This window comes from Loigolactobacillus backii, from assembly GCF_001663675.1.
GTDB classification, from domain to species: domain Bacteria; phylum Bacillota; class Bacilli; order Lactobacillales; family Lactobacillaceae; genus Loigolactobacillus; species Loigolactobacillus backii.
Genome location: NZ_CP014873.1, coordinates 2,028,199 through 2,051,340 on the forward strand (window position 1 = coordinate 2,028,199; position 23,142 = coordinate 2,051,340).

Annotated in this window: 20 protein-coding genes, 1 other RNA gene and 2 pseudogenes; 20 read left to right on the forward strand and 3 right to left on the reverse strand. The window is 41.2% G+C overall.

Annotation, left to right across the window (positions count from 1 at the left end; genetic code table 11):
• Positions 1-6: 6 nt before the first annotated feature.
• From AYR53_RS09180 to AYR53_RS09215, 8 genes and pseudogenes are all read left to right on the forward strand, one after another.
• Positions 7-573 carry an SLOG family protein gene (locus AYR53_RS09180; RefSeq protein ID WP_068280622.1) on the forward strand — a complete coding sequence of 189 codons (567 nt, stop codon included), beginning with the start codon at positions 7-9 and terminating at the stop codon, positions 571-573.
• Between the two features lie 59 nt (positions 574-632).
• The gene (gene gpsB / locus AYR53_RS09185; RefSeq protein ID WP_068224275.1) at positions 633-983 is read left to right on the forward strand and encodes a cell division regulator GpsB; all 351 of its coding nucleotides are present in this window, start codon (positions 633-635) and stop codon (positions 981-983) included.
• Between the two features lie 12 nt (positions 984-995).
• Positions 996-1,368: RNase P RNA component class B (gene rnpB, locus AYR53_RS09190), an RNA gene on the forward strand.
• Between the two features lie 144 nt (positions 1,369-1,512).
• The gene (locus AYR53_RS09195; protein ID WP_068224272.1) at positions 1,513-2,643 is read left to right on the forward strand and encodes a THUMP domain-containing class I SAM-dependent RNA methyltransferase; all 1,131 of its coding nucleotides are present in this window, start codon (positions 1,513-1,515) and stop codon (positions 2,641-2,643) included.
• A gap of 923 nt (positions 2,644-3,566) precedes the next feature.
• The gene (locus AYR53_RS09200) at positions 3,567-4,472 is read left to right on the forward strand and encodes an Abi family protein (RefSeq protein ID WP_068224269.1); all 906 of its coding nucleotides are present in this window, start codon (positions 3,567-3,569) and stop codon (positions 4,470-4,472) included.
• A 284-nt stretch (positions 4,473-4,756) separates the two neighbouring features.
• Positions 4,757-5,293, forward strand: coding sequence for a helix-turn-helix domain-containing protein (locus tag AYR53_RS13795; RefSeq protein WP_068224266.1), 537 nt, complete (start codon positions 4,757-4,759; stop codon positions 5,291-5,293).
• Complete coding sequence (locus AYR53_RS13800; RefSeq protein ID WP_075168886.1) at positions 5,290-6,171, forward strand: IS3 family transposase; 882 nt, start codon at positions 5,290-5,292, stop codon at positions 6,169-6,171. Before AYR53_RS13795 ends, AYR53_RS13800 begins: the two co-directional genes overlap by 4 nt.
• Before the next feature lie 862 nt (positions 6,172-7,033).
• A pseudogene (locus AYR53_RS09215) lies at positions 7,034-7,345 on the forward strand (nitroreductase family protein); the annotation flags it as partial.
• A gap of 72 nt (positions 7,346-7,417) precedes the next feature.
• On the opposite strand, the gene AYR53_RS09220 reads toward AYR53_RS09215, so the two are convergent.
• Complete coding sequence (locus tag AYR53_RS09220; protein ID WP_056973869.1) at positions 7,418-8,776, reverse strand: IS4 family transposase; 1,359 nt, start codon at positions 8,774-8,776, stop codon at positions 7,418-7,420.
• 98 nt (positions 8,777-8,874) lie between these two features.
• Here AYR53_RS09220 and AYR53_RS09225 point away from each other — a divergent pair.
• Positions 8,875-9,207 (forward strand): annotated as a pseudogene (locus tag AYR53_RS09225) (nitroreductase family protein); the annotation flags it as partial.
• A 41-nt stretch (positions 9,208-9,248) separates the two neighbouring features.
• Here the strand turns inward: AYR53_RS09225 and AYR53_RS09230 are convergent.
• Positions 9,249-9,650, reverse strand: coding sequence for a ribonuclease HI family protein (locus AYR53_RS09230; RefSeq protein WP_068224256.1), 402 nt, complete (start codon positions 9,648-9,650; stop codon positions 9,249-9,251).
• Positions 9,651-9,688: 38 nt separating this feature from the next.
• On the opposite strand from AYR53_RS09230, the gene AYR53_RS09235 reads away from it, so the two are divergent.
• Complete coding sequence (locus tag AYR53_RS09235) at positions 9,689-10,081, forward strand: EbsA family protein (RefSeq protein ID WP_068280616.1); 393 nt, start codon at positions 9,689-9,691, stop codon at positions 10,079-10,081.
• 343 nt (positions 10,082-10,424) lie between these two features.
• On the opposite strand, the gene AYR53_RS09240 is transcribed toward AYR53_RS09235, so the two are convergent.
• Positions 10,425-10,637, reverse strand: a complete 213-nt coding sequence (locus AYR53_RS09240; RefSeq protein ID WP_068224253.1) for a cold-shock protein — start codon at positions 10,635-10,637, stop codon at positions 10,425-10,427.
• Between the two features lie 145 nt (positions 10,638-10,782).
• Here AYR53_RS09240 and AYR53_RS09245 point away from each other — a divergent pair, with 145 nt between their 5' ends.
• The 10 genes from AYR53_RS09245 (at position 10,783) to carB (ending at position 23,125) form a co-directional block, all read left to right on the forward strand.
• Positions 10,783-12,456, forward strand: coding sequence for a formate--tetrahydrofolate ligase (locus AYR53_RS09245; protein ID WP_068224250.1), 1,674 nt, complete (start codon positions 10,783-10,785; stop codon positions 12,454-12,456).
• Complete coding sequence (locus AYR53_RS09250; protein WP_068224248.1) at positions 12,457-13,116, forward strand: uracil-DNA glycosylase; 660 nt, start codon at positions 12,457-12,459, stop codon at positions 13,114-13,116.
• A 1-nt stretch (position 13,117) separates the two neighbouring features.
• A complete protein-coding gene (lspA, locus tag AYR53_RS09255) occupies positions 13,118-13,579 on the forward strand; it encodes a signal peptidase II (protein ID WP_068224244.1) in 462 nt (153 codons plus the stop codon).
• Positions 13,576-14,499, forward strand: a complete 924-nt coding sequence (locus AYR53_RS09260) for an RluA family pseudouridine synthase (RefSeq protein WP_068224241.1) — start codon at positions 13,576-13,578, stop codon at positions 14,497-14,499. The genes lspA and AYR53_RS09260 overlap by 4 nt, the downstream gene beginning before the upstream one ends.
• A gap of 163 nt (positions 14,500-14,662) precedes the next feature.
• Positions 14,663-15,202, forward strand: coding sequence for a bifunctional pyr operon transcriptional regulator/uracil phosphoribosyltransferase PyrR (gene pyrR, locus AYR53_RS09265; RefSeq protein WP_068226217.1), 540 nt, complete (start codon positions 14,663-14,665; stop codon positions 15,200-15,202).
• A gap of 150 nt (positions 15,203-15,352) precedes the next feature.
• A complete protein-coding gene (locus tag AYR53_RS09270; RefSeq protein WP_068224237.1) occupies positions 15,353-16,654 on the forward strand; it encodes a solute carrier family 23 protein in 1,302 nt (433 codons plus the stop codon).
• Positions 16,635-17,576: an aspartate carbamoyltransferase catalytic subunit gene (locus AYR53_RS09275; protein WP_068224234.1), complete on the forward strand. Its 942-nt coding sequence runs from the start codon at positions 16,635-16,637 to the stop codon at positions 17,574-17,576. The genes AYR53_RS09270 and AYR53_RS09275 overlap by 20 nt, the downstream gene beginning before the upstream one ends.
• Entirely contained in the window at positions 17,573-18,862 is a 1,290-nt protein-coding gene (locus AYR53_RS09280; RefSeq protein ID WP_068224228.1) for a dihydroorotase, read from the forward strand. The genes AYR53_RS09275 and AYR53_RS09280 overlap by 4 nt, the downstream gene beginning before the upstream one ends.
• Positions 18,859-19,944, forward strand: a complete 1,086-nt coding sequence (locus AYR53_RS09285; protein WP_068224224.1) for a carbamoyl phosphate synthase small subunit — start codon at positions 18,859-18,861, stop codon at positions 19,942-19,944. Before AYR53_RS09280 ends, AYR53_RS09285 begins: the two co-directional genes overlap by 4 nt.
• Positions 19,937-23,125: a carbamoyl-phosphate synthase large subunit gene (carB, locus tag AYR53_RS09290; RefSeq protein WP_068224221.1), complete on the forward strand. Its 3,189-nt coding sequence runs from the start codon at positions 19,937-19,939 to the stop codon at positions 23,123-23,125. Before AYR53_RS09285 ends, carB begins: the two co-directional genes overlap by 8 nt.
• Positions 23,126-23,142: the final 17 nt, after the last annotated feature.

The following is a 23,142-nucleotide window of genomic DNA, read 5'->3' on the forward strand; positions in this document are numbered from 1 at the left end:
TTAGTCATGCGTGTTTGGGTAAGCGGCTACCGAAGCTATGAACTAGGTATTTTTGATCAGCATGACAAAAAGTTAAAAGTTATTAAAGAAGCGTTAAGACAATCTCTGGAACAATTACTGGATGAAGGCCTAGACTGGCTGATAACAGGCGGTCAGCTAGGTGTCGAGCAGTGGTCGCTTGAGGTTGCAGCTGGGCTCCAAAAGGATTATCCTGAATTGCGAACAGCTTTAATGGAGCCATTTGCCGATTTCGGAAAAAATTGGAACGAAGCGAACCAAACAAATTTGGCAGTCGTTAAAAGTAAGGCAACGTTTAGTGCCACAGTGAGTGATAAGCCGTACCATTCGCCACAGCAACTCCGTAATTATCAAGCATTCATGTTAAGCCACACTGACCAAGCGCTATTTATTTACGATCCACAGGCGCCGGCAAAGTTACACTACACAATCGAAGCAATTCAGCGATTTCAGGAGACCCATGACTACCGTTTAGTCACGATTGATTTTGATACTTTACAGGAAGTTGCGGATAATTTGGCAAATGATGAAGAAAATGGTTTTCAAGCGGAATAAACTTTGCTATACTTAGTGACAGTCATGTTAACGACAGCGTACAATGAGGTGTACATCTAATGGAAAATCTTAATTTTACGACCCAAGATATTCTGCAAAAGGAATTCAAAAACAAGATGCGGGGTTATGATCCCACAGAAGTAGATGAATTTTTGGACTCAGTGATTAAAGATTACGAGTCTTATCAGGCAGAAGCTGAAAAATTACAAAGTGATAATCAAAGATTACGAGCAAAAAACGATGAATTGAATAAACAGGTAACTGTTAATAAGGATGTTCAGAGTGCTCAGCCTAATCCAACTGTAACCAATTTCGATATTTTGAAACGGTTATCTAATTTGGAACGACATGTCTTTGGCGCAAAGTTGGATGACAATAATCAAGATGGTCCGCGTAAGTTAAATAGTTAACCATAACGTGTAAATTTCGGGTAATCGCGGTTAGCTTTTGCTAGCTGAGGAAAGTCCATGCCCGCACAGACTGCGATGTCTGTAGTGTTCGTGCTTAGCCCAATAAGCTAAGGTGCTTTTTTTAAAAGTAATGGCGGAATAAGCTGCTAAGGATTTTATTATCTACGCAGTCACGTTCCTGAAAAGTGCCACAGTGACGATGTCGGTTGGAAACAGCCGATTTGGAACGGGTAAACCCCGCGAGCGAGTAACCCAAACTTTGGTAGGGGCGTCTCATGTAAGGAATTGAACGATGCATGAGAGCAGATTTTTATCTGCAGATAGATGATTACCCTCGAAACATTTTTCCTGAAAGTGTTTACGAGACGAAACATGGCTTATAGAAATTTACACGCTATCAGGATGGCCCTCCTTTATGGAGGGTTTTTCATTAGGTAAAAATTAGTGGGTGTCAGAGGATCGTTTTAAAAAACGCATTTTATTGCACGCACAAAATAAAAATAAATAGCAAAAGAAATTGGAGTAAATAATGACAACTTATAATTTAATTGCGACCACTGCTAGTGGAATCGAAGCTTTGGCAGCGGATGAACTAAAATCACTAGGCTATAAAGGACGAACAGAAAATGGTCGTGTACGTTTTCAAGGAAATCTAGAAGATATTATTTGGACCAATCTGTGGCTACGAACGGCCGATCGGGTAAAAATTATTGTTGGTGAATTTGATGCAATCACGTTTGATAGCTTATTTGAACAAGTTAAGGCCTTACCATGGGATCAATATTTGCCGTTAGACGCCGAGTTTCCAGTAGCAGGTAAGTCAATTAAATCTAAGTTATACAGTGTTTCGGATGTGCAACGTTTAACAAAAAAGGCAATTGTTGAAAAAATGAGTTCTGTTTATCATCGCAGCTCACGCTTACCAGAAACAGGCGCACTATTTTCTTTAGAAGTCGCAATTTTGAAAAACCACGTGATGTTAACTTTGGACACTACTGGTAGTAGCCTGTTTAAACGTGGTTACCGGGTTGAGAAGGGCAATGCGCCACTAAAAGAGAATATGGCGGCCGCATTAGTTAAACTAACCAATTGGCACACAGATATGCCATTCTTGGATCCTGTTTGCGGTTCAGGAACAATACCGATTGAGGCAGCCTTAATTGGGCTAAACATTGCGCCTGGTTTGAAGCGTCAATTTGCGTTTGAAAATTGGGATTGGGTAGATAATACGTTAGTGACGCAAAAACGCCAAGCAGCAGAGGCTGAGCGAAATAATGATGTTGTCCTGGATATTATGGGCGCCGATATTGATCAAAATATGATTGATATTGCAAAACTAAATGCCAACGAAGCCGGTGTATTACACGATATAACGTTTAAGCAAGTTGCCGTGCAGGATTTTCGAACGGAAAAGAAGAATGGCGTACTAGTTGCCAACCCACCATACGGGGAACGTTTGAGTGATCAGGAAAGCGTGCGCGTATTGTACCAGCAAATGGGTGACGTTTATCGGCCGTTAACTTCATGGAGTAAGTACATCTTAACTAGTGATCTACAATTTGAAAGTTATTATGGGGCTAAGGCAACCAAACGCCGTAAGCTGTATAATGGAGCCCTACGAACAGATTTATTCCAGTATTGGGGTAAACGTGAACATTAAAAAATGATTTTTTAAATGAAAGGTAAGGACCGAACAAGTTCTTGCCTTTTTATTTTGTACTAGGGGTGTGTTTTCGAAGTCAAAATTATTCGCTTTAGCTCAGATCCTGATATGATAAGGTCGCGGGGCTAGTAACTGATTATTCACTGCTATGAGCCAACCGATGGACGATGAGACAAGATTAAATCGCTATTTCCAACCCTATACTAAAGGACGCACCACTCGACATGATAATTGGGAAAATGCTAAATGTGACTCTCTTTACTTTTGTTCTAACTTACTAAAGGAAGTCTCTTTCGTTGCACTTAAAGTGTAAATTAAAGCTGCAAAAATAGCCGCAGTAGCTGTCAAGAAGGTGCTATATTTGTTAGCAATAGAGCAGATAATTGATTAATGCGGTAGTTGAATAATTACTGGAATGAAGTAATTATTTTTGCATCAGCCAATAATTCATTGGATAAGGTCAAGGTATTTAAGTGAGGCATCTAGGATATTATTACGATGACAGTGTGCCACCAATTGGAAAATGGTGAATCGGGTTAGCAGAGCATAGTTGACATCTGTAGACTGCGACAAGTTGGAGCCGTTTATTGAAAATACCGAGTTATTGATAACCACGTTAAAGTGGCTGACTAACGGACCTTATCTATTGCAAGGTGGTCAAATTAATCTAGGGGTGGCTAAGTATTATCTGTAGGATTGAAATATGATCGCGAACAATGTACTTCTGACAAAAATTGATGACCGACATTTTGTAGGAAGGCTGGCTATTAAATGAGTTGGTCGCTTGGGTAGCCCGTACTACAATATGTAGTATGTTGACGTTAAAGGCTTAAAGATGCTAAAATGGCATTAATCGCACCCCACACACCTCCTAACAATGTGTCCCAAGTGGGGACTTTTTTGTATATCAGGAGAAAAATATGGCACATTATACGCGCAAGGCGACAACCATTGATGAGCAAATAGCTATCTTAGCGCAGCGCGGCTTAGCAATAACCAACGATAAAACAACGATACAAAAATTAGAAAATATTGGCTACTTTAAATTCAAAGGCTATTGCTTTCCGTTTTACGCCACGAAGGATAAGTTTGCATTGAAAGATGCAGACAAGGGTACAAAGTACACATTTGAAGAAATCTATCAATCTTATATTTTAGATCAAAAAATCCATTTACTATTTTTTGGCTTAGCTAGTCGAATTGAAACGCAATTTAAAGCTAGACTAGGCTGCTATATTGCTACAAATTATGGTCCGTTAGGCTATCAAGATGATAGTTTATTTCGTAATGAAAAATTATTCAATAATTGGCTGGTTACTTTAAATAGCGGACAAAAAAACGCTACAATGCGTCACGAGCTTTATGTGCAACACTATCAACATGATTATGAAAATGATTTCCCAATTTGGGTTGTTTTAGAAATGTCTTCATTTGGTAATGCTTCCAAGCTTTATTCCGATATTAGTATCGCCGATCAAAAAAAGTTTGCGAAAGTATATGGCCAGAACTACGTTTATGTTAAGAGCTGGATTCACTATATGGTGACTGTACGAAATTATTGTGCACATAATTCAAGAACGTTTCGGCGTCAATTTCCTGTTACACCGCGGATCGATAATAAAGAAAAACGGCGAACAAACAAATTGACCTCTGGAAATTTGTTTTCAGCGTTATTTGTGGCTAAAAAAATGTGTAAAAGCAAAAACTTTTTTGAAGATACAGTCGATTTATTAGCGCAAGCCTTTGCAACGTTTCCACTAGTTGATATCAGCTATTTTGGATTTCCTAGTGATTGGCGTGTGATTTTGGATGCATTATCAGTGTGAAGTCATTGGATATAGCGTTGATATACGTAAATAATTGGCTGTATGTTGACCTAGGTTTTGTTACATGTTCGTGATTGGTTAACACTATAATTTTGATTTCAACGCTCAAAGAAGTACACCGGTAAAGTGCTATCTTACTAAACTTTAATTACTTATGAAGCTAATTGGGTTGTTTTTGTTAATGTTACTATATGTAAGTATGTAAAAAGTCGCGCAGAGTATTAATCTCTGTAAAGTGAACCCCCAAGATTGGACAGAAAAAATCCAATCTTGGGGGTTTCGTTATGAGTAAATTTAATTTCGATTTTAAAGTTAAAGTTGTCACCGAGTATTTAAGTGGTCAGGCAGCATTTTCACTAGCGAGAAAGTATGAAATTGGTAACCGTACTACCATTTCAATCTGGGTTCAGCGATTTGAAAGGTTTGGTATTAAGGGACTTCAGCCAAAAGCTAGGGACTTAGAATACACTAGTCAGTTCAAAGTTGATGTATTAAACTGGAAGAAACAAAATCAGGCTTCACTTCCAGTAACCGCCTTACACTTTAATTTATCTTCGCCAAGTACGATTTGGCAATGGGAAAAGAGATTTGAGGCATTAGGAATTGAGGGGCTTGAGCGAAAGCGGGGCAACTCAAAAAACATGGTAAAACACAAGAATAAGAACGTTAAACCAGTTGTCCAAAAGGACAGCTTAACGACGAAAGAGACCTTAAAGCAACTTCAAAAAGAGAATCAAATGTTGAAGATTGAGAATGAATACTTAAAAAAATTAGAGGCCTTAGCTCAGAAAAAATCAGCACAAAGGAAATCTCAGAAATAGCGACTGAGTTGAGGCAAATATTCCAAGTATCGGTCAAATTGATTCTTAAAGTAATTAAAATACCGCGTAGCACGTATTACTACACTCGAAATCATAAGGAACGTACCTTCAATGATGATCAAGTTATTCAGGCAATTGATGAAATTCGTCAACACGATTCAAAATATACAAAGAAGTACGGGTACCGTCGAACGACAAGTGCCTTGCATGATTTAGGATTTCAGATAAATCACAAGCGAGTCTTACGCATTATGCAGGAACACGACTGGTTATGTCACGCCTTTAATCGACAAACTCGTAAATACAACTCGTATAAAGGATTAGTTGGTAGGGTTGCCCCTAATCGCTTGAAGCGCCGCTTTAAAACCGACAGGCCCTATCAGAAACTTGTAGCAGACGTCAGTGAATTTCGATATGGATCCATGGAAATGAAAGAACGCGTGTATTTGGAACCGGTACTAGATCTATTCTCTGGAGAAATTTTAGCATTTAATATTAGTGAACATCCGACAGTGGAATTCGCCATTAGACCACTTAAAGAAGCTTTGGAAGGACTTCCAGCACTAAAATATCGGACAACTGTTCATACTGACCAAGGTTTTCAGTATCAACATCACCAATGGCGAACGCTGTTAAAAGAGCATCGTGCATTTCAAAGTATGTCTCGTAAAGCGACTTGCCTTGATAACGCTGTAATGGAATCATTCTTTCATATTATGAAAGCAGAAATGATGGATGAACATTTTGAAGATAAAACTAGCCTAATTCAAGCAATGACAGATTGGATAGGCTTCTATAACAATCGTCGTATTAAGACAAAATTAAACGGCAAGTCCCCGGTAAAATACCGAGAACTCGCCGTTCAAAAAGCAGCTTAATAATTTGTCCAATTTTAAGGGTTCACTTCACTGACGCGGCTTTTTGCATACTTATGTTTGCCTGATTTTTAACGTAAAAATCTAAATTTTACGTGGCTTTTCGTCAAAATCAAGCTGCTGTTCTTGAAACAATTCCTGATAGGATATAACGAACTAATGATAAATGTATTCTATTTTCTTTAATACTTCAAACAGATAAATATTAGTGACACTGGCGATGGCAACACTTTGCAGCTGTTTATTTTGACCAAAGTCCAGTGATTGATCACCATATTTACCCATTCCGGTATAAAAGAGATATTGTGTTCGCGGTGATCACCATGGCCTTTGGTGCGATCGGGGATTAGAACGAGTGCGTTATTTTTTCGTGAGTAGCGCCACCCTGATTGCAGACGTTGAAAGCGGTGGTAAGTTCTTTGTTAGTGTAGGTGTTGTCGGGTGTTAAGTTGGCGGTGAAATTGTTTATGATGGTGTCCTCGATTTCTTATTAGGAACCTAGCTTAGCGAATTGGTTGGATAGATCAATTTGGAATTAATTATTGTTGAAATTAATCAGTGTCTTTGTAATGAGAATGTGCTTAACCATAACGGACTAAAAAACAAGTTTTTTACTCAAAGCCGGACTTATTTAAATTTAAAAGTTTCTGGGGTTCACCGAATCAACTATTGATAATTTGAAGATATATTCTAATACCAAGCTTTAAAGATGAAGTCTATTATAAAGAGAGTTCAAAATAAATAAGTTACTTTAACTTTAGATCAAAACAAAAATCAAGTCCACAAACCCACCAACAAAAAACACTTTACTTACTTTAAATAAGCTGATATACTATTTTTAACTTGTTAAGGGAGTGTGTCATTAATGAATATAGAATTTTTAGACTTATTGAAGAAACGCCGGTCAATCTATGCTTTAGGCAAAAACGTGCAATTTTCTGAAAAGGAAATTGCTGATTTAATTAAACAGGTCGTTCGTGAAGTTCCAACGGCCTTTAACGGCCAATCTACACGTGCCGTCGTGTTATTTAGTGCTAAGCATGATCAACTTTGGGATATTGTCGTTGATCGCTTAAAATCAGAAGTACCAACTGAACAGGCTTACGAAAATACAAAGAAAAAAATTGCTAGTTTTAAAGCGGCATTGGGGACTGTTCTTTTTTATAAAGATACCGAAGCTGAAACTTGAAAGTATGAAGACAGACTGATCCCTTGGTATCACAGGGCATATTTTAATTAATTTAACCATTTAGCTTGCTGTTAACAGCGAAACTAACCGTTTCGGCAAAAATGTGAAGAACTGATTCATCATCTGAATAATTTGGGCTCTTCTTGCATAAACTTCATGATTAATAATCGTTTTTAACGAATTTAGAAGCCATACCAGTGCTTGAGACAACTCAATATCTGGCATGGCTTCGTTCATTATAAAGAATAAATCCCCAATGGTGCGATCATCCTGATTTTGCCGTTCCTGCCAAGCTAATAGGTCATAAGTCATCATGACAATTGCTAAATGCCCACAAAGCCCGTCATAATTTTGAACTTGTGATTTGTCGAGCCGCAAGTATTGCTTGGCAACTTTAAAGTAATTCTCAATTTGCCATCTTCGGGCGTATAGTTGAATGATCTCTTGTGGCTGAAGGCCTAACTGAGTCGTTGCCAGTACTAGGTAGTCATCTTGACGGGCCCGATTAGCCACAAATACCAAGCGAAGCTTGAATTTTTGGTTCCCGACGTGCGCTTCGACAAAGCAGCTGTATTGATAAGCTTGCTTGGGTTGATATTTTGAGGCCTGCAGTCGCTTGTATAATGCTTTAACTGAATATTGCCGTCCGCGATATTGATAGTAAATTTTGCTGGACCGTTTAAGCATGCCCACGCCGTTTAATCCCAACTTGGTTAATTCATAGAACATTTTTGGTGAGCTATACCAGCTATCAAATAACACATAGTCAGCTAGAACGCCATTTGCGAGGGCTTGCTTGACAAGTTGCAATGAAACGAGGTTCATTTTTTGCTGTGCTTGGCGACGTCTCCGGCCAGCAATTGTTCGTTGATCGGTTGTTTTAGCTGATTTTCCAAGGACGTTTTGTGGCTTCTTGGAAGACATTAATGCAAAGTTGATCGGTAAGAATGTATTGGCGTCACTCCAACCCAAAGTTAAAGCCCGGTATCCCTTAATATATAACTGTTTGTCATGGTCAAAGACTCGCGCTAGTAATTCGGTTTGGGTGGCGTACTCACGGGAAAAGAGTGTATCGTCAATGATCAATGCTAACCGCCGCCGGCGGTCAATAAACGGTCGTAAATGCTTGATTAAATGACTCCCAACTTGACAAATCAAGCGTTGCCAATTGATCCGGCCATCGTTCAAATTATTTCTGACGGTGCGACTGGTAAAGTTAGGTGTTTCATGGGCTCGATAAAGCGAGCGTCCCAGGAACTTTGTCGTGAGCAGCCATTCAATGACCTTCATCAAGCTGATTTCTGAATGCCGGCGATAATTCACCAACTTGGTGAGTTTAGATAGACCAATGAGGGAAGTAAATTGATGAACAATATTGTGAAGCTCGTTTTCTGTATTTTTTTGTCTTATAATATTCATGACGTAAGTCTCCTTTGTATCTTGGTTTTGGTCGACTAAAGTATACAACGCAGGAGAGCTTGCGTTTATTTTTTTGCCAAAAAAGCCAATAACCACACGCCTTTGGCGTGATTATTAGCTTTCAAGTTTCAGATACCGAAGTTGTTACAAAACTTGAAAATTCATTTGAACTTTACGCTGATAATTTTGCTAACTGGGCAGAACAAACACAAGGTAGTACGCAAATGAGTGTTTGGACAATGTTGGCCGAAAATAATATTGGTGCTAGCTTGCAGCACTATAATCCACTAATTGATGATCTCGTTCGAGATGCTTTTGCTATTCCTGCCAACTGGGAATTACGTGCAGAAATGCCTTTCGGCTCAATTGAAGCTCCTGCCAACGATAAAGACTATATGGATGATGAAAAACGCTTCAAAGTCCTTAAATAACTTAAAAAAGCCTAAAAAATAAGTGAATCGACTTGATTCACTTATTTTTTTGTGTTTAATTGTTTAAAGAGTGCATTTTGTGCTAATTGATGCGGCCCCTTATTTTGATGATCTGGCCGCCATTTATGAAAGACTAATTGAAATTGCTGTTCTAGGGTCAAAATATCTTCAACTTGTGTTTCATAATGTTTGGCGTAGCGTTTTTCCAAACTTTGAAAAACCAGCTTACTATCAGTAATAAGACAAATGGTGTTTGGCGCTAAATTACGTGCTAATAACGCTTGAAAGCCAAGTTTAGCAGCTGCAAATTCGGCTTGATGATTAGTTAAATCCGGTAACACCTGACTGATTTGGATATTATAACCATCTCCAGAAATAATGATTCCGGCACCACTGGGACCTGGATTACCTTTGGTGGCAGCATCAATTGCTAACGTCAGCATAACTTGTTCTCCTTATAAAATAAAATTGAGGTGCTCTTTTGCAAAAAAATAATGACCGCTACTTTTACCAGCCAGATCTTTACTCTATGATTATTTTTTGGTCGTGGACTTTTGTGCTACTCTTTATTAGTGGAACTGGCTGGCTAGAAATTACGCACGTTCAGTGGTTTACGATTGCCATGTTTATCCTTTTCTTACTTATTACCTTTTTAGGAATTTGGCGGCGCCAGCTGATTGTTGATCAAAAACAACAAACGATTACGTTACGGGGTGTATTACCTGGACAAAAACGAGTTCTGCCTTTCAAGCAAATCAGTCAAGTTCGGCAACGAAAGCACCGCCTAATTTTTACAGTTGAGCCTGTGAAACAACAATTTAGTATCCACGTTGGTCAAAGGGCACAACACCGAATTATCAAGTTATTAAGCTAAAATAAGGGAGTGGAAAAAAAAGTCGGTTTTGGGTTCACTGCGTAACGTAAGCTAATCTAATAGCCGTACCATAGTTATTGAATTAGCTGTAGTCGTGTTTGAAGTGCTCGCCACGTTTCCCCTAAATTGGTCGGGAAATACTAATAAGCGTATTTTCCAAACACAATCTAAACTGCGATTCGGACTTCGGTTTATTTTAGTCCGATCGACAAAGTTAGTAATACCAAGAACCAGAACATTTTTCCAAACACTTCCGTTGAAACGTGAACCCAGACTTTTCGCCCGCGTTCTAGAACATATTCGGAACCAATAAGAGGCTGGGACAAAAGTCCTAGCCTCTTTTCTATTCGTTTGTTTGTTTTTTGACGTTTGCGGCCTGTAGACCACGCGCGCCTTCTTTAATTTCAAATTCAACTGCATCACCAGGTGACAATGTTTTAAAACCGTCCGCAACAATTGCCGTAAAATGAACAAAGATTTCGTCGTTGTTATCGCCATACGAAATGAATCCATAGCCTTTTTGAGAACTGAACCATTCTACTGTTCCTCGTTGCATTAAGAATCCCTCCAGTTTTTAACTTGTGATGCACATTTAATTATAGTGATGATTAGAGCCAACGTCAATGGAACTGTTTGTGGGCTTTTACAAGCGAAATAAAGCGTGTATACTTTAGATATTCTTTTGTGGAGAGGTGTTTTTATTGTCAGATATTGAAATCGCACAGAAAAATGAAGAAGAGGAAATGTTACCAGTACGACAGATAGCTGAGAAAATTGGTTTGCAAGATTCAGATATTGAACTCTACGGTGATTATAAGGCTAAGGTTAAATTGGCTGCCTTAAAGAATCGTTCCGTTCCAAAAAACCATAAATTAATTTTGGTGACATCGATCAATCCAACTCCGGCTGGCGAGGGGAAATCAACCGTAACAATTGGTTTAGGTGACGCCTTAAATCAATTAAATAAACAAACGATTATTGCACTGCGGGAACCATCATTGGGACCAGTTATGGGGATTAAGGGTGGTGCCACTGGCGGTGGTTACGCACAAGTTGTGCCAATGGAAGATATTAATTTACATTTCACTGGTGATATGCACGCGCTAACTAGTGCCAACAATACGTTGGCCGCCTTGATTGATAATCATATCCAACAAGGTAATGAGCTTGACATTGATCAGCGCCGAATTTCTTGGAAACGGGCGCTGGATATTAACGATCGAGCCTTGCGAAATGTTGTTATTGGACTAGGTGGTCCTTTCCAGGGGGTTCCTCGGGAGGATGGCTTCAATATTACAGTTGCCAGTGAGTTAATGGCCATTTTATGCCTGGCGACCAGTATTACTGATCTCAAGCAACGAATTGCCAAAATTGTGATTGGCTATACTCATAAAAAACAACCAGTGACGGTTGCCGATTTGAAGGTCCAGGGTGCAATTGCAATGTTGTTAAAGGACGCCTTAAAACCGAATTTAGTACAAACGTTAGAACATACACCAACCTTTATCCATGGTGGTCCATTTGCTAATATTGCCCACGGCTGTAATAGTATTTTAGCAACCACGGCGGCGCTTAAATTGGCTGATTATACAGTTACAGAGGCTGGCTTTGGTGCGGATCTTGGTGCCGAAAAGTTTTTGGATATCAAGGTGCCTAAATTAGGTAAGCACCCTGATGCCGTCGTAATTGTGGCCACTGTTCGTGCTTTAAAGTATAATGGTGGGACTGCGCTATCCGATTTACAAACGGAAAACATTCAAGCTTTGGAACAAGGTTTCGTTAATTTGAAACGCCATATCCAAAATATGCAACAATACGGTCTACCAGTAACGGTTTCAATCAATGAGTTTGTCTCGGACACACCTGCTGAAATCAAGCGGCTTCAAGAATTATGCCATGAATTAGGTGTTACAGCCGTTGAAACCAAAGTTTGGGCCGATGGCAGCAAGGGTGGCTTAACACTCGCCAAGGCAGTTTTGGCTTCGTTAGAACAGCCTGTGACCTACCACGCCTTATACGATAATAATTCAGCAATAACGGATAAAGTAGCAACAATTGTTAAAAAGATTTATGGTGGCGACGGTGTCGAATACGACACGAAAGCACTACGCCAAATTAAAACCTTTACTGAAAATGGATGGGATAAATTGCCCGTTTGTATGGCTAAGACGCAGTATTCCTTTACTGATGATCCTAAAAAATTAGGGGCTCCTGAACATTTTAAAATCCACATTCGTGAATTTGTTCCTGATTTAGGTGCTGGCTTTATTGTTGCGCTAACCGGAAACGTTTTAACAATGCCCGGTTTACCGAAAAAGCCTGCTGCCTTAAACATGGATATCAGCGAAGATGGCGTTATTACGGGATTGTTCTAAATGGCAACCATTTTGCCAAAGGAACTCTTAGATCGAGGCGAAAAGACGGTAACGGGAAATTTAGAAGGCCTCGTACCAGGTAACGGAAGCTTGACTCCAAAATTTATTTTGGTGGGTGAAGCACCGGGAGAAACCGAAGTAACGACCCGAAAGCCGTTTACCGGCCGCGCTGGAATTGAATTGGATAAAATGCTTGCTGAACTTGGTGTAAGCCGGCAATCAGTCTATATCACCAGTGCTTTACGGAGTCGACCGTTTAAAGTAGTTACAAAAAGATCAAAGCGAACGGGAGAAAATTACCAAAAAAAAGATAACCGACCAGCAACGCAGGCTGAACTAAAGCGACAAGCCTTTTTACTTGATTATGAACTGGCTAATTTACCAACTAACTTAATAATGACAATTGGTAACACTGGATTACACCGAATACTTGGGCCCAACTATCAGGTGGGTGCTGTTCACGGTCAATTATTTACTGGTTCAATTTTGACTTACAATTATACGCAGCAGGCCTATCAACCAACGGTTAAACAATACCGCGTTTTTCCAACGTTTCATCCGGCAGCAATCTTCTATAATCGCAAGTTGGCGCCAGACTTGGCCGCTGATCTACAAATTTTCAAACAAATATTAGCTAGTAATAGCGAAGGGAGTCACTAATTTGGTGCAGTATTTCGGACTAGCCATCCTAATCATTTGTGCAGACCAAGGATTGAAATATTGGATTGTCACGAATATTTCGTTAAATCAAACGCAAACAGTCGTGCCTGGCTTGCTATCTTTAACCCATTTACGTAATACAGGTGCGGCCTGGAGCATTCTTGAAGGCCAGCGGTGGTTCTTTTACGTCATTACGTTAGTCGCCGTTGCTATTATCTGCTACTTGCTATTTACGCAAGGCAAAAAGAACTGGCTATTTGCACTGGGGCTAAGTTTTATGTTGGCCGGCGCCATTGGAAACTTCATTGATCGGCTTAGGCTGGGCTACGTTGTTGACATGTTTCAATTAGATTTTATTAATTTTCCAATTTTTAATATTGCTGATAGTGCACTGACAATCGGCGTTATTTTGATATTTTGCTATTTAATTTTCTTTGATGAAAAACGGGGGACAACGGCGTGAGCACAACAGAATTAACGTTAACAATTACTACTGAAAGTGGTCGAATTGATAAGGTGATTAGTGACCATTTTTCGGCCTACTCACGTTCACAAGTACAGCACTGGCTTAAGGCTGAACTCGTTCAGGTAAACGATGCGGTCGTTAAGGCAAAGTATAAAGTTGTTCCAAATGATCGTATCAAAGTAGCTGTGCCAGAACCAATTCATTTAGATGTTGTTGCACAAAATATTCCGTTAGATATTGTTTATGAAGATAATGATGTCGTTGTGGTCAATAAACCGCAAGGCATGGTGGTTCATCCGGCAGCAGGGCACCCTGATGGGACGTTGGTTAACGCGCTTTTATATCACTGCGAGTTATCGTCCATTAACGGGGTCATTCGCCCTGGTATTGTTCATCGAATCGACAAAGATACTTCCGGTTTATTGATGGTTGCTAAAAATGATCAGGCCCATTTAAGTTTGGCGGCCCAATTGAAGGCCAAGACCACAATTCGTGAATATATTGCGCTAGTGCACGGTGCCATCAAAGAAGAACAGGGCACGATTGATGCCCCTATCGCTCGGGCCAAAAATGATCGTAAGAAACAGGCTGTGGTTAGTACCGGGAAACACGCAGTCACTCATTTTACAGTGTTGGAACGATTTGAAAACTATACCTTAGTTAAATGTATTCTAGAAACTGGCCGAACCCACCAGATTCGGGTGCACATGAAATACATTGGTCATCCCTTAGCTGGTGATCCGCTCTACGGGCCAAAAAAGACGTTAAAGGGAAATGGTCAATTCTTGCACGCTGCCAAGTTAGGCTTTCGTCATCCCACAACGGATAAATTAATGGTTTTTGAACGTCCAATTCCAGAAATTTTTCAGCAAACTTTAACTAAGTTACGGCAAACAAAGCTTGACAGAACTAGGTAGGTCAAGTAAGCTTGTGGTAATCAAAATTAAATAAGATCCTTTAAGTTAGTCCCGTGAGGCTAAGAAGGAACTATCATAATTAGTGCGTAAACTCTAACTAAAAACGATAGAACCTCCTACCAACCGGGCAGGAGGTTCTTTTTTTATGGAAGGCGGACTTACTATGGCGGAAAAAGAAGTTGTTGATGGCGTAACAATGAAACGGGCTTTAACACGAATTACCTACGAGATTATCGAACAAAATAAGGGTTTGGCTGATTTAGTCTTAATCGGAATTAAAACGCGGGGCATCTACCTGGCCCAGCGAATTGCCGATCGAATGAAGCAGTTAGAAGGTATGGACGTTCCGGTTGGCGTATTAGATATTACACTTTACCGTGATGATTTACACAAGGCCGGCACGGATGAACCAACTGTTAATGGTTCACAAATTCCAGTTTCAATCGAAGGCAAGCATGTGATCTTAGTTGATGACGTTCTATTTACTGGTCGAACAACACGAGCCGCTCTTGATGCCTTAATGACCATTGGCCGACCTAAAAAGATTTCTTTGGCCGTCTTAGTTGACCGGGGGCATCGTGAGTTGCCAATTCGGGCCGATTTTGTCGGTAAAAATATTCCAACATCCATTCATGAACAAATTAAAGTTTCCGTTGATGAAGTTGATCACCGTGACGGAATCGCCATTGAAAAACTAAATTAACCAAAAAACGATTTAATTGACTCCTGTGAGAGCAAAATAGTTTATTGGTCCGCCTTTTGTACGGCCAATAGCAACTTGCAGACTCACTAAATACTGATGCTGCAGGTCGCTATTTTTTTGTGAGGTTGGATCGAGAAGGGAAGTTTCATTATGGAAGAAGACAAAAAAAATCGACGTGTTGTACTTGATATTCACGATCGCCCGAAACCTTTACAGTGGTTTGGCTTATCATTACAACATTTATTCGCCATGTTTGGTTCAACGGTTTTGGTCCCAATTTTAGTCGGGATCAACCCGGGGATTGCTTTAATTAGTTCAGGGATTGGCACTTTGGTATACATGCTGGTTACCCAGGCTAAAATTCCGGCCTACCTTGGCTCAAGCTTTGCCTTTATTGTCGCAATGCAGGTTTTAATGAAGTCCGATGGTTACCCGGCAATTGCCCAAGGCAGTATTGCAGTTGGCCTGGTTTACTTAATTGTTGCATTGCTAATTAGACGCATTGGTTCTTCTTGGATTGATCGCGTATTACCACCAATCGTTGTTGGCCCAGTCGTTATGGTAATCGGTCTTTCTTTGGCGGGTAACGCGGCCAAGGACGCTATGATGAATAGTGGTCATTATGATTTAAAATTTTTCGTTGTTGCGCTTGTTACTTTGGCCTTAACGATTGCCTTTAACATGTTTACCAAAGGTTTTCTGAGCCTAATCCCCATTTTACTGGGAATTGTTGGCGGTTATATTGTAGCGGTACTCTTTGGCATTGTTAACTTTACGCCGGTCTTAAATGCTCATTGGTTTGCCATGCCAGCCTTTGAAATTCCCTTTGTCAGTTATAAACCTAAATTTTATCTGGGCGCAATTTTAGGCATGGCACCGATTGCCTTTGTCACGATGACTGAACACATGGGTCACGTCATGGTATTAGATAAACTAACCAATCGGAATTTCTTTAAGGACCCTGGCTTACACCGAACACTATCTGGTGACGGCCTGGCCTCAATTATTGCCGGGTTTATCGGTGGCCCGCCTGTAACCAGTTACGGCGAAAATATCGGCGTACTGGCAATAACTAGGGTGCACAGTGTATTCGTACTAGGCGGCGCGGCAGTCTTGGCCATTATCTTCGGTTTTATCGGCAAAATTAGTGCCTTAATTATGAGCATTCCTAGTCCAGTAATTGGTGGCATCAGTTTCTTGCTTTTCGGTGTTATTGCGGCCAATGGTTTACGGATCTTAATTGATAACCGGGTTAATTTTGATGAAAAACGTAACCTGATGATTGCTTCTACTATCTTGGTCATCGGTATTGGTGGGGCCTACCTCCAACTAGGTAACTTCCAATTAACTGGTGTTGCTTTAGCAACCATTCTAGGTATTTTATTGAACCTTATTTTACCGAAACAGGCTTTAAACGAAGTGGAGGATAACGATGATGAAAGTACTCGCTAACATGCCAGAATTTCAGTCGATTGTCTCAATGCAGGATTTAGACGTCGCCGAGGTCGAACAACTAATCGGTCGGGCAGAAGATTTCAAGGCCGGTGCTCAATTAAAATTAACCGAACCAGTTTACGTCAGTAACCTATTCTTTGAAAATAGCACTCGAACCCACACAAGTTTTGAAATGGCCGAACGAAAACTTGGTCTGACCGTTATTAACTTTAACCCACAAGCAAGTTCAATGAGTAAAGGGGAAACCTTACACGATACAGCCTTATCCCTTGATGCAGTTGGCGTTAATTTATTAGTTGTTCGCCACCCGCAAAATGATTATTATAATGAACTACTCGGACATTCTGATCTATCCTTGGGACTGATTAATGCCGGTGATGGCAGTGGGGAGCACCCTTCGCAAAGTTTGCTGGATATGATGACAATTACTGAACAGTTCGGCGGTTTCACGGGATTGCGCGTTGCAATCATTGGTGATCTAACCCATTCCCGGGTTGCCCGATCTAACATGGAAATTCTGCAACGATTAGGTGCTGAGCTCTTTTTCTCAGGTCCCAGGGCCTGGTACAGTGAGGAATTTGCCCAATACGGGACTTACTTACCAATTGATGATTTAGTCGAAAAGACTGACGTTATGATGTTGCTTCGGGTTCAGCACGAACGCCATCCAGATGAACAGGCATTTGATACTCAGGCTTACTTTGAACGATATGGTCTAACCAAAGAACGTGCCAGTCGTCTACCAGAACAAGCAATTATTATGCATCCTGGCCCGATCAATCGCAATGTTGAACTAGCAAGTGAATTAGTCGAAGGTAAACAATCGCGCTTTGTAACGCAAATGCAAAATGGTGTTTATATGCGCATGGCCATGCTGGAAAGTGTTTTACGGGGAAATCATTTAGGAGGATTAGTATGACAGAGACGATCTTAAAAAATGGTCGAGTTTGGCTGGATGGACACATACAAACCTGCGATTTATTGATTGAAAACGCCAAAATTAAAGCAATCGGTCAAAATTTAACTAGTCCAACCGCCAAGGTAATTGATGTTAGTAATCAGTTAGTTGCACCTGGGTTAGTTGATCTGCACGTTCATTTACGTGATCCTGGTCAAACGGCCAAAGAAACAATTAAAACTGGTAGTTTAGCGGCCGCTCACGGTGGTTTCACCACAATTGGGGCAATGCCAAACGTCACCCCAGTCCCCGACACCGCGGAACAAATTGCGACTTTAGTTGCTCGTAATGCTAATGAGGGTGTCGTTCATATCAAACAGTACGCTCCAATTACAAAACAACGACGGGCAGGGGCACTGACAGATTTTGCGGCCATGAAGACAGCAGGTGCTTTTGCTGTTTCCAACGATGGTTCAGGCGTTCAAGACGCCGGTAGCATGTTCCAGGCATTAAAAGAAGCACAGGCCAATGATTTACCGCTGGCAGCGCACGTTGAAGAAGATAAATTATTATTTGGCGGCGTGATGAATGCTGGTGCGCCAGCTAAAAGACTTGGTCTTCCAGGAATCATCAATGCCGCCGAAACCAGTCAGTTGGCCCGTGATTTGGAATTGGCCCAGCAGACCGGCGCACACTATCATATGTGTCATGTATCAACGGCAGAAAGTGTCCGGCTAATTCGCCAGGCCAAAGCGGCAGGGATCAAAGTTACTTGTGAGGTCACGCCACATCATTTGTTACTTAGTGACGATATGATAAAGGGTGACGACGCTAATTTTAAAATGAATCCACCTTTACGCAGTGAACAGGATCGCCAGGCTTTAGTGGCCGGCTTATTGGATGGGACAATTAACTGTATTGCAACGGACCACGCACCACATACCGCGGCGGAGAAACAACAAGGTTTCCTGAAGTCACCATTTGGCATCGTTGGTAGCGAAACTGCCTTTAGCTTACTTTACACACATTTTGTGAAGGAAAATATTTTCAGTCTCAATCAATTGCTAAATTGGCTAAGCACTAAGCCGGCCCAAATTTTTGGCTTAAAGAATACTGGTTATCTTGGATTAGGGACGGTAGCGGATATCGCGGTTTTTGATTTAAACACTGCCACAACAATTGAAACAGATACATTTTTATCAAAGGGACATAATAGTCCATTTATTGGGCAAAGCGTTTTTGGAACAACAACTTTAACGCTAGTTGCCGGTAAAGTAGCTTACCAGAAGGGTGGCACAACCAAATGAAACGATACTTAATTTTGGCCGACGGTTCAATTTTTGAAGGGGAAGGTTTTGGCGCACCAACAACGACGACTGGTGAAATTGTTTTTAACACCGGCATGAGTGGCTATCAAGAAACCATCACTGATCAGTCCTATAATGGAGAAATTATTGCCTTTACCTACCCGTTAATTGGTAATTACGGCATTAATCGTGACGATTATGAATCAATTGCCCCAACCTGTAAGGGTGTCGTGGTTCATGAGGCCGCTCGTCTGGCCAGCAATTGGCGTAATCAATTATCATTAGATGAATTTTTGAAGCAAAAAAAGATTCCAGGGATTACCGGAATTGATACCCGCCGGTTGACTAAACGCCTACGAACTGAAGGAACGATGAAGGCAAGTATTGTGGACACGGCTGATGAGCACGCCTTCGATCAATTAAACGCCTTGGTTTTACCAAAGAATCAAGTTCAGCAAGTTTCAACGACCAAACCATTTCCTAGTCCAGCGACCGGAAAAAACGTGGTTGTTATTGACTTTGGTCTCAAGCATAGTGTGTTGCGTGAATTATCAAAACGGCAGTGCAATTTAACGGTCATGCCGTATAACACAACGGCCGAAGAGATTATCCAGCTGGCACCGGATGGCGTCTTGCTATCAAATGGCCCTGGTGATCCGAAAGATGTTCCAGAGGCCTTGGAGATGATCCGCGGCATTCAGGGTAAGATCCCACTGTTTGGTATTTGCCTTGGCCACCAACTATTTGCACTAGCAAACGGTGCCGATACCTATAAAATGAAATTCGGGCACCGGGGCTTTAACCACCCAGTTAGGGAAATCGCGACTGGGCGAATTGATTTCACATCGCAAAATCATGGTTACGCCGTTGATGTCCACTCAATTAATAAAGATAATTTACTGGTCACCCACATCGAAATTAATGATGGTACGGTGGAAGGGCTACGCCACCGCCAGTACCCAGCCTTTTCAGTTCAATTTCATCCCGATGCAACTCCGGGACCCCACGACGCAGATCACTTATTTGACGAGTTCATGGAAATGATGGACGCATTTGCAAAAAGGAGTCGAGAAAATGCCTAGAAGAACGGATATTCATAAAATTATGGTCATTGGCTCTGGCCCCATTATTATCGGCCAGGCGGCAGAATTTGATTATTCTGGGACCCAAGCTTGTTTAGCCTTGCGCGAAGAAGGTTACGAAACTGTTCTGGTTAATTCCAATCCAGCGACAATTATGACGGACAAAGAAATTGCCGATCACGTTTACATTGAACCGATCACGTTGGAGTTTGTTTCGCGGATTCTGAGAAAAGAATTGCCCGACGCGATTTTACCAACCTTAGGTGGTCAGCAAGGTTTAAATATGGCAATGGAATTGTCCTCAGCCGGTATTCTTGATGAGCTACATATTGAATTACTAGGCACCAAGCTATCTGCCATTGATCAGGCAGAGGACCGGGAGCTTTTTAAGAATTTAATGCAAAAATTAAATGAACCAATTCCGTCTTCGCAAAGCGTGACAACGGTTGAAGCGGCAGTCAAGTTTGCCGGAAAAATTGGGTACCCAGTGATCGTTCGCCCAGCCTTTACAATGGGTGGTACTGGCGGCGGTATTTGTAACAACGCCGCCGAATTAACCGAAATTGCGACAAACGCGTTGAAGCTATCACCAATTACCCAAGCACTAATCGAACAAAGCATTGCTGGTTTCAAAGAGATTGAGTATGAAGTAATGCGTGATGCGGCCGATAACGCACTGGTGGTCTGCAATATGGAAAATATTGACCCGGTTGGAATTCATACCGGTGATTCGATTGTAACTGCACCAGTTCAAACTTTGTCGGACAAAGAAGTTCAGATGCTAAGGGACGCTTCCCTGAAAATTATTCGGGCACTTAAAATTGAAGGTGGCTGTAACGTTCAATTGGCGTTAGATCCTGATAGTTTTAAGTATTACATTATTGAAGTTAACCCCCGTGTTTCCCGCTCTTCAGCGTTGGCCTCTAAGGCAACTGGTTACCCAATTGCCAAAATTGCTTCTAAAATTGCGGTTGGTTTAACTTTGGATGAAATTAAAAATCCAATAACGGGAACAACTTACGCTGAATTTGAACCAACTTTGGACTACGTGGTCACTAAGATTCCCCGTTTTCCATTTGATAAATTCACTAAAGGGGAACGGCGCCTAGGAACACAAATGAAGGCTACTGGTGAGGCCATGGCAATCGGTCGTAATTTTGAAGAATCCATCTTAAAGGCAGTTCGTTCATTAGAAATCGGGACAATTCACATTGAAATACCAGAGCTTGCAAAAGTCAGTGATGATGATTTAACTGAAAAATTAATTCATCCCCAAGATGATCGTTTATTTTACTTAACTGAGGCTTTACGGCGCGGTTATAAAATTGATGAATTGGCTGAATTAACTAAAATTGATCTGTTTTTCCTAGACAAATTAAGTCACATTGTTGAACTCGAAATTGCCTTGAAAGACCATAAAGGCGATTTAGATATCTTAAAAACGGCTAAGAAAAATGGCTTTACTGATTATGAGGTTAGTCAACTCTGGCATATTCCGGCCGACCAAATTCGGGAAATGCGTCGTGAAGCCAAGATATGGCCCGTTTACAAAATGGTTGACACGTGTGCGGCGGAATTTGAGTCACAAACGCCGTATTACTACAGTACCTTTGAAGATGAAAATGAAAGTATTGTGAGTCCGCGCCCATCGGTTTTAGTACTTGGTGCTGGTCCGATCAGAATTGGTCAAGGTGTCGAATTTGATTACGCAACGGTTCATTCAGTTAAGGCCATTCAAAAGGCCGGCTATGAGGCCATTATTATGAACAACAATCCAGAAACGGTTTCAACCGACTTTTCGGTTTCAGATAAACTTTATTTTGAACCTTTGACGATTGAAGATGTCATGAACGTCATTGATTTAGAAAAGCCAGTAGGGGTTATCGTCCAATTTGGTGGCCAAACTGCCATTAATTTAGCTGAACCCTTGGCCAAGGCAGGCGTCAAAATTCTTGGGACAACGGTAACTGATTTAAATCGGGCCGAGGATCGTGAGGCCTTTGACCAAATCATTCAACAATTAAAAATTCCCCAGCCAACGGGCGCCACGGCTACAACTAAAGAGGAGGCTGTCACGATTGCCAAACGAATTGGCTATCCCGTTTTGATCCGCCCAAGTTATGTTTTAGGTGGTCGGGCAATGGAGATTGTTGAAAATCAGACTGAACTCGAAACCTACATTCGCGATGCCGTAAAAGTTTCCCATGAGCACCCCGTCCTAATTGATCGTTATTTAGTAGGTAAAGAATGCGAAGTTGACGTTATTTCTGACGGTGAACACGTCTTATTGCCAGGAATTATGGAACATATTGAACGTGCCGGAGTACATTCTGGTGATTCAATCGCCGTTTACCCACCACAAACTTTTTCTGAGAACGTCATTCAACAAATTGTGCACCACGCTGAACAATTGGCCGTTGCACTAAACTGCATTGGCATAATGAATATTCAATTTATTGTGCAAGACGAGATTGTTTACGTATTGGAAGTGAATCCGCGGGCAAGTCGAACGGTTCCATTTTTGAGCAAGGTGACTGGGATTTCAATGGCCCAAGTCGCAACCCAAGTCATTTTAGGTGCGAAGTTACCAGAATTAGGCTATCAAGCTGGCCTCCATAAAGCGGGCAAGATGGTACACGTTAAGGCGCCAGTCTTCTCTTTTTCTAAATTAAATAACGTGGATAGCCTGCTTGGCCCAGAAATGAAATCAACCGGTGAAGTCATGGGTAGTGACGTCACGGTAGAAAAAGCCCTCTATAAGGCCTTCGAGGCCAGCAAACTACATTTACCAGATTTTGGAACAGTACTATTCACAATCGCGGATCATGATAAAAAAGAGGCTCTGGCTTTGGCCAAACGGTTCCGGGAAATTGGTTACCGCGTAATGGCAACAAAAGGAACGGCCGAATTCTTTAAATCTGCAAAATTACGGGTTAACGAGGTTACTAAGATCAAGGAAACGGCGGGTTCAAAGCAACAAAATATCCTTGATATCATTGCGGCTGGCCAGGTTCAGGTTGTTATCAATACGATGGACCAAGACCGGGACGTCGCCTCTGACGGTTTCCAGATTCGACAAGATGCCATTGAGCACGGTATTCCACTATTCACATCCTTGGATACTGCCGGTGCCATCTTGCGCGTGCTAGAATCACGTTCATTTACGACAAAAGCACTCTAACTAAGGGAGACGATTGA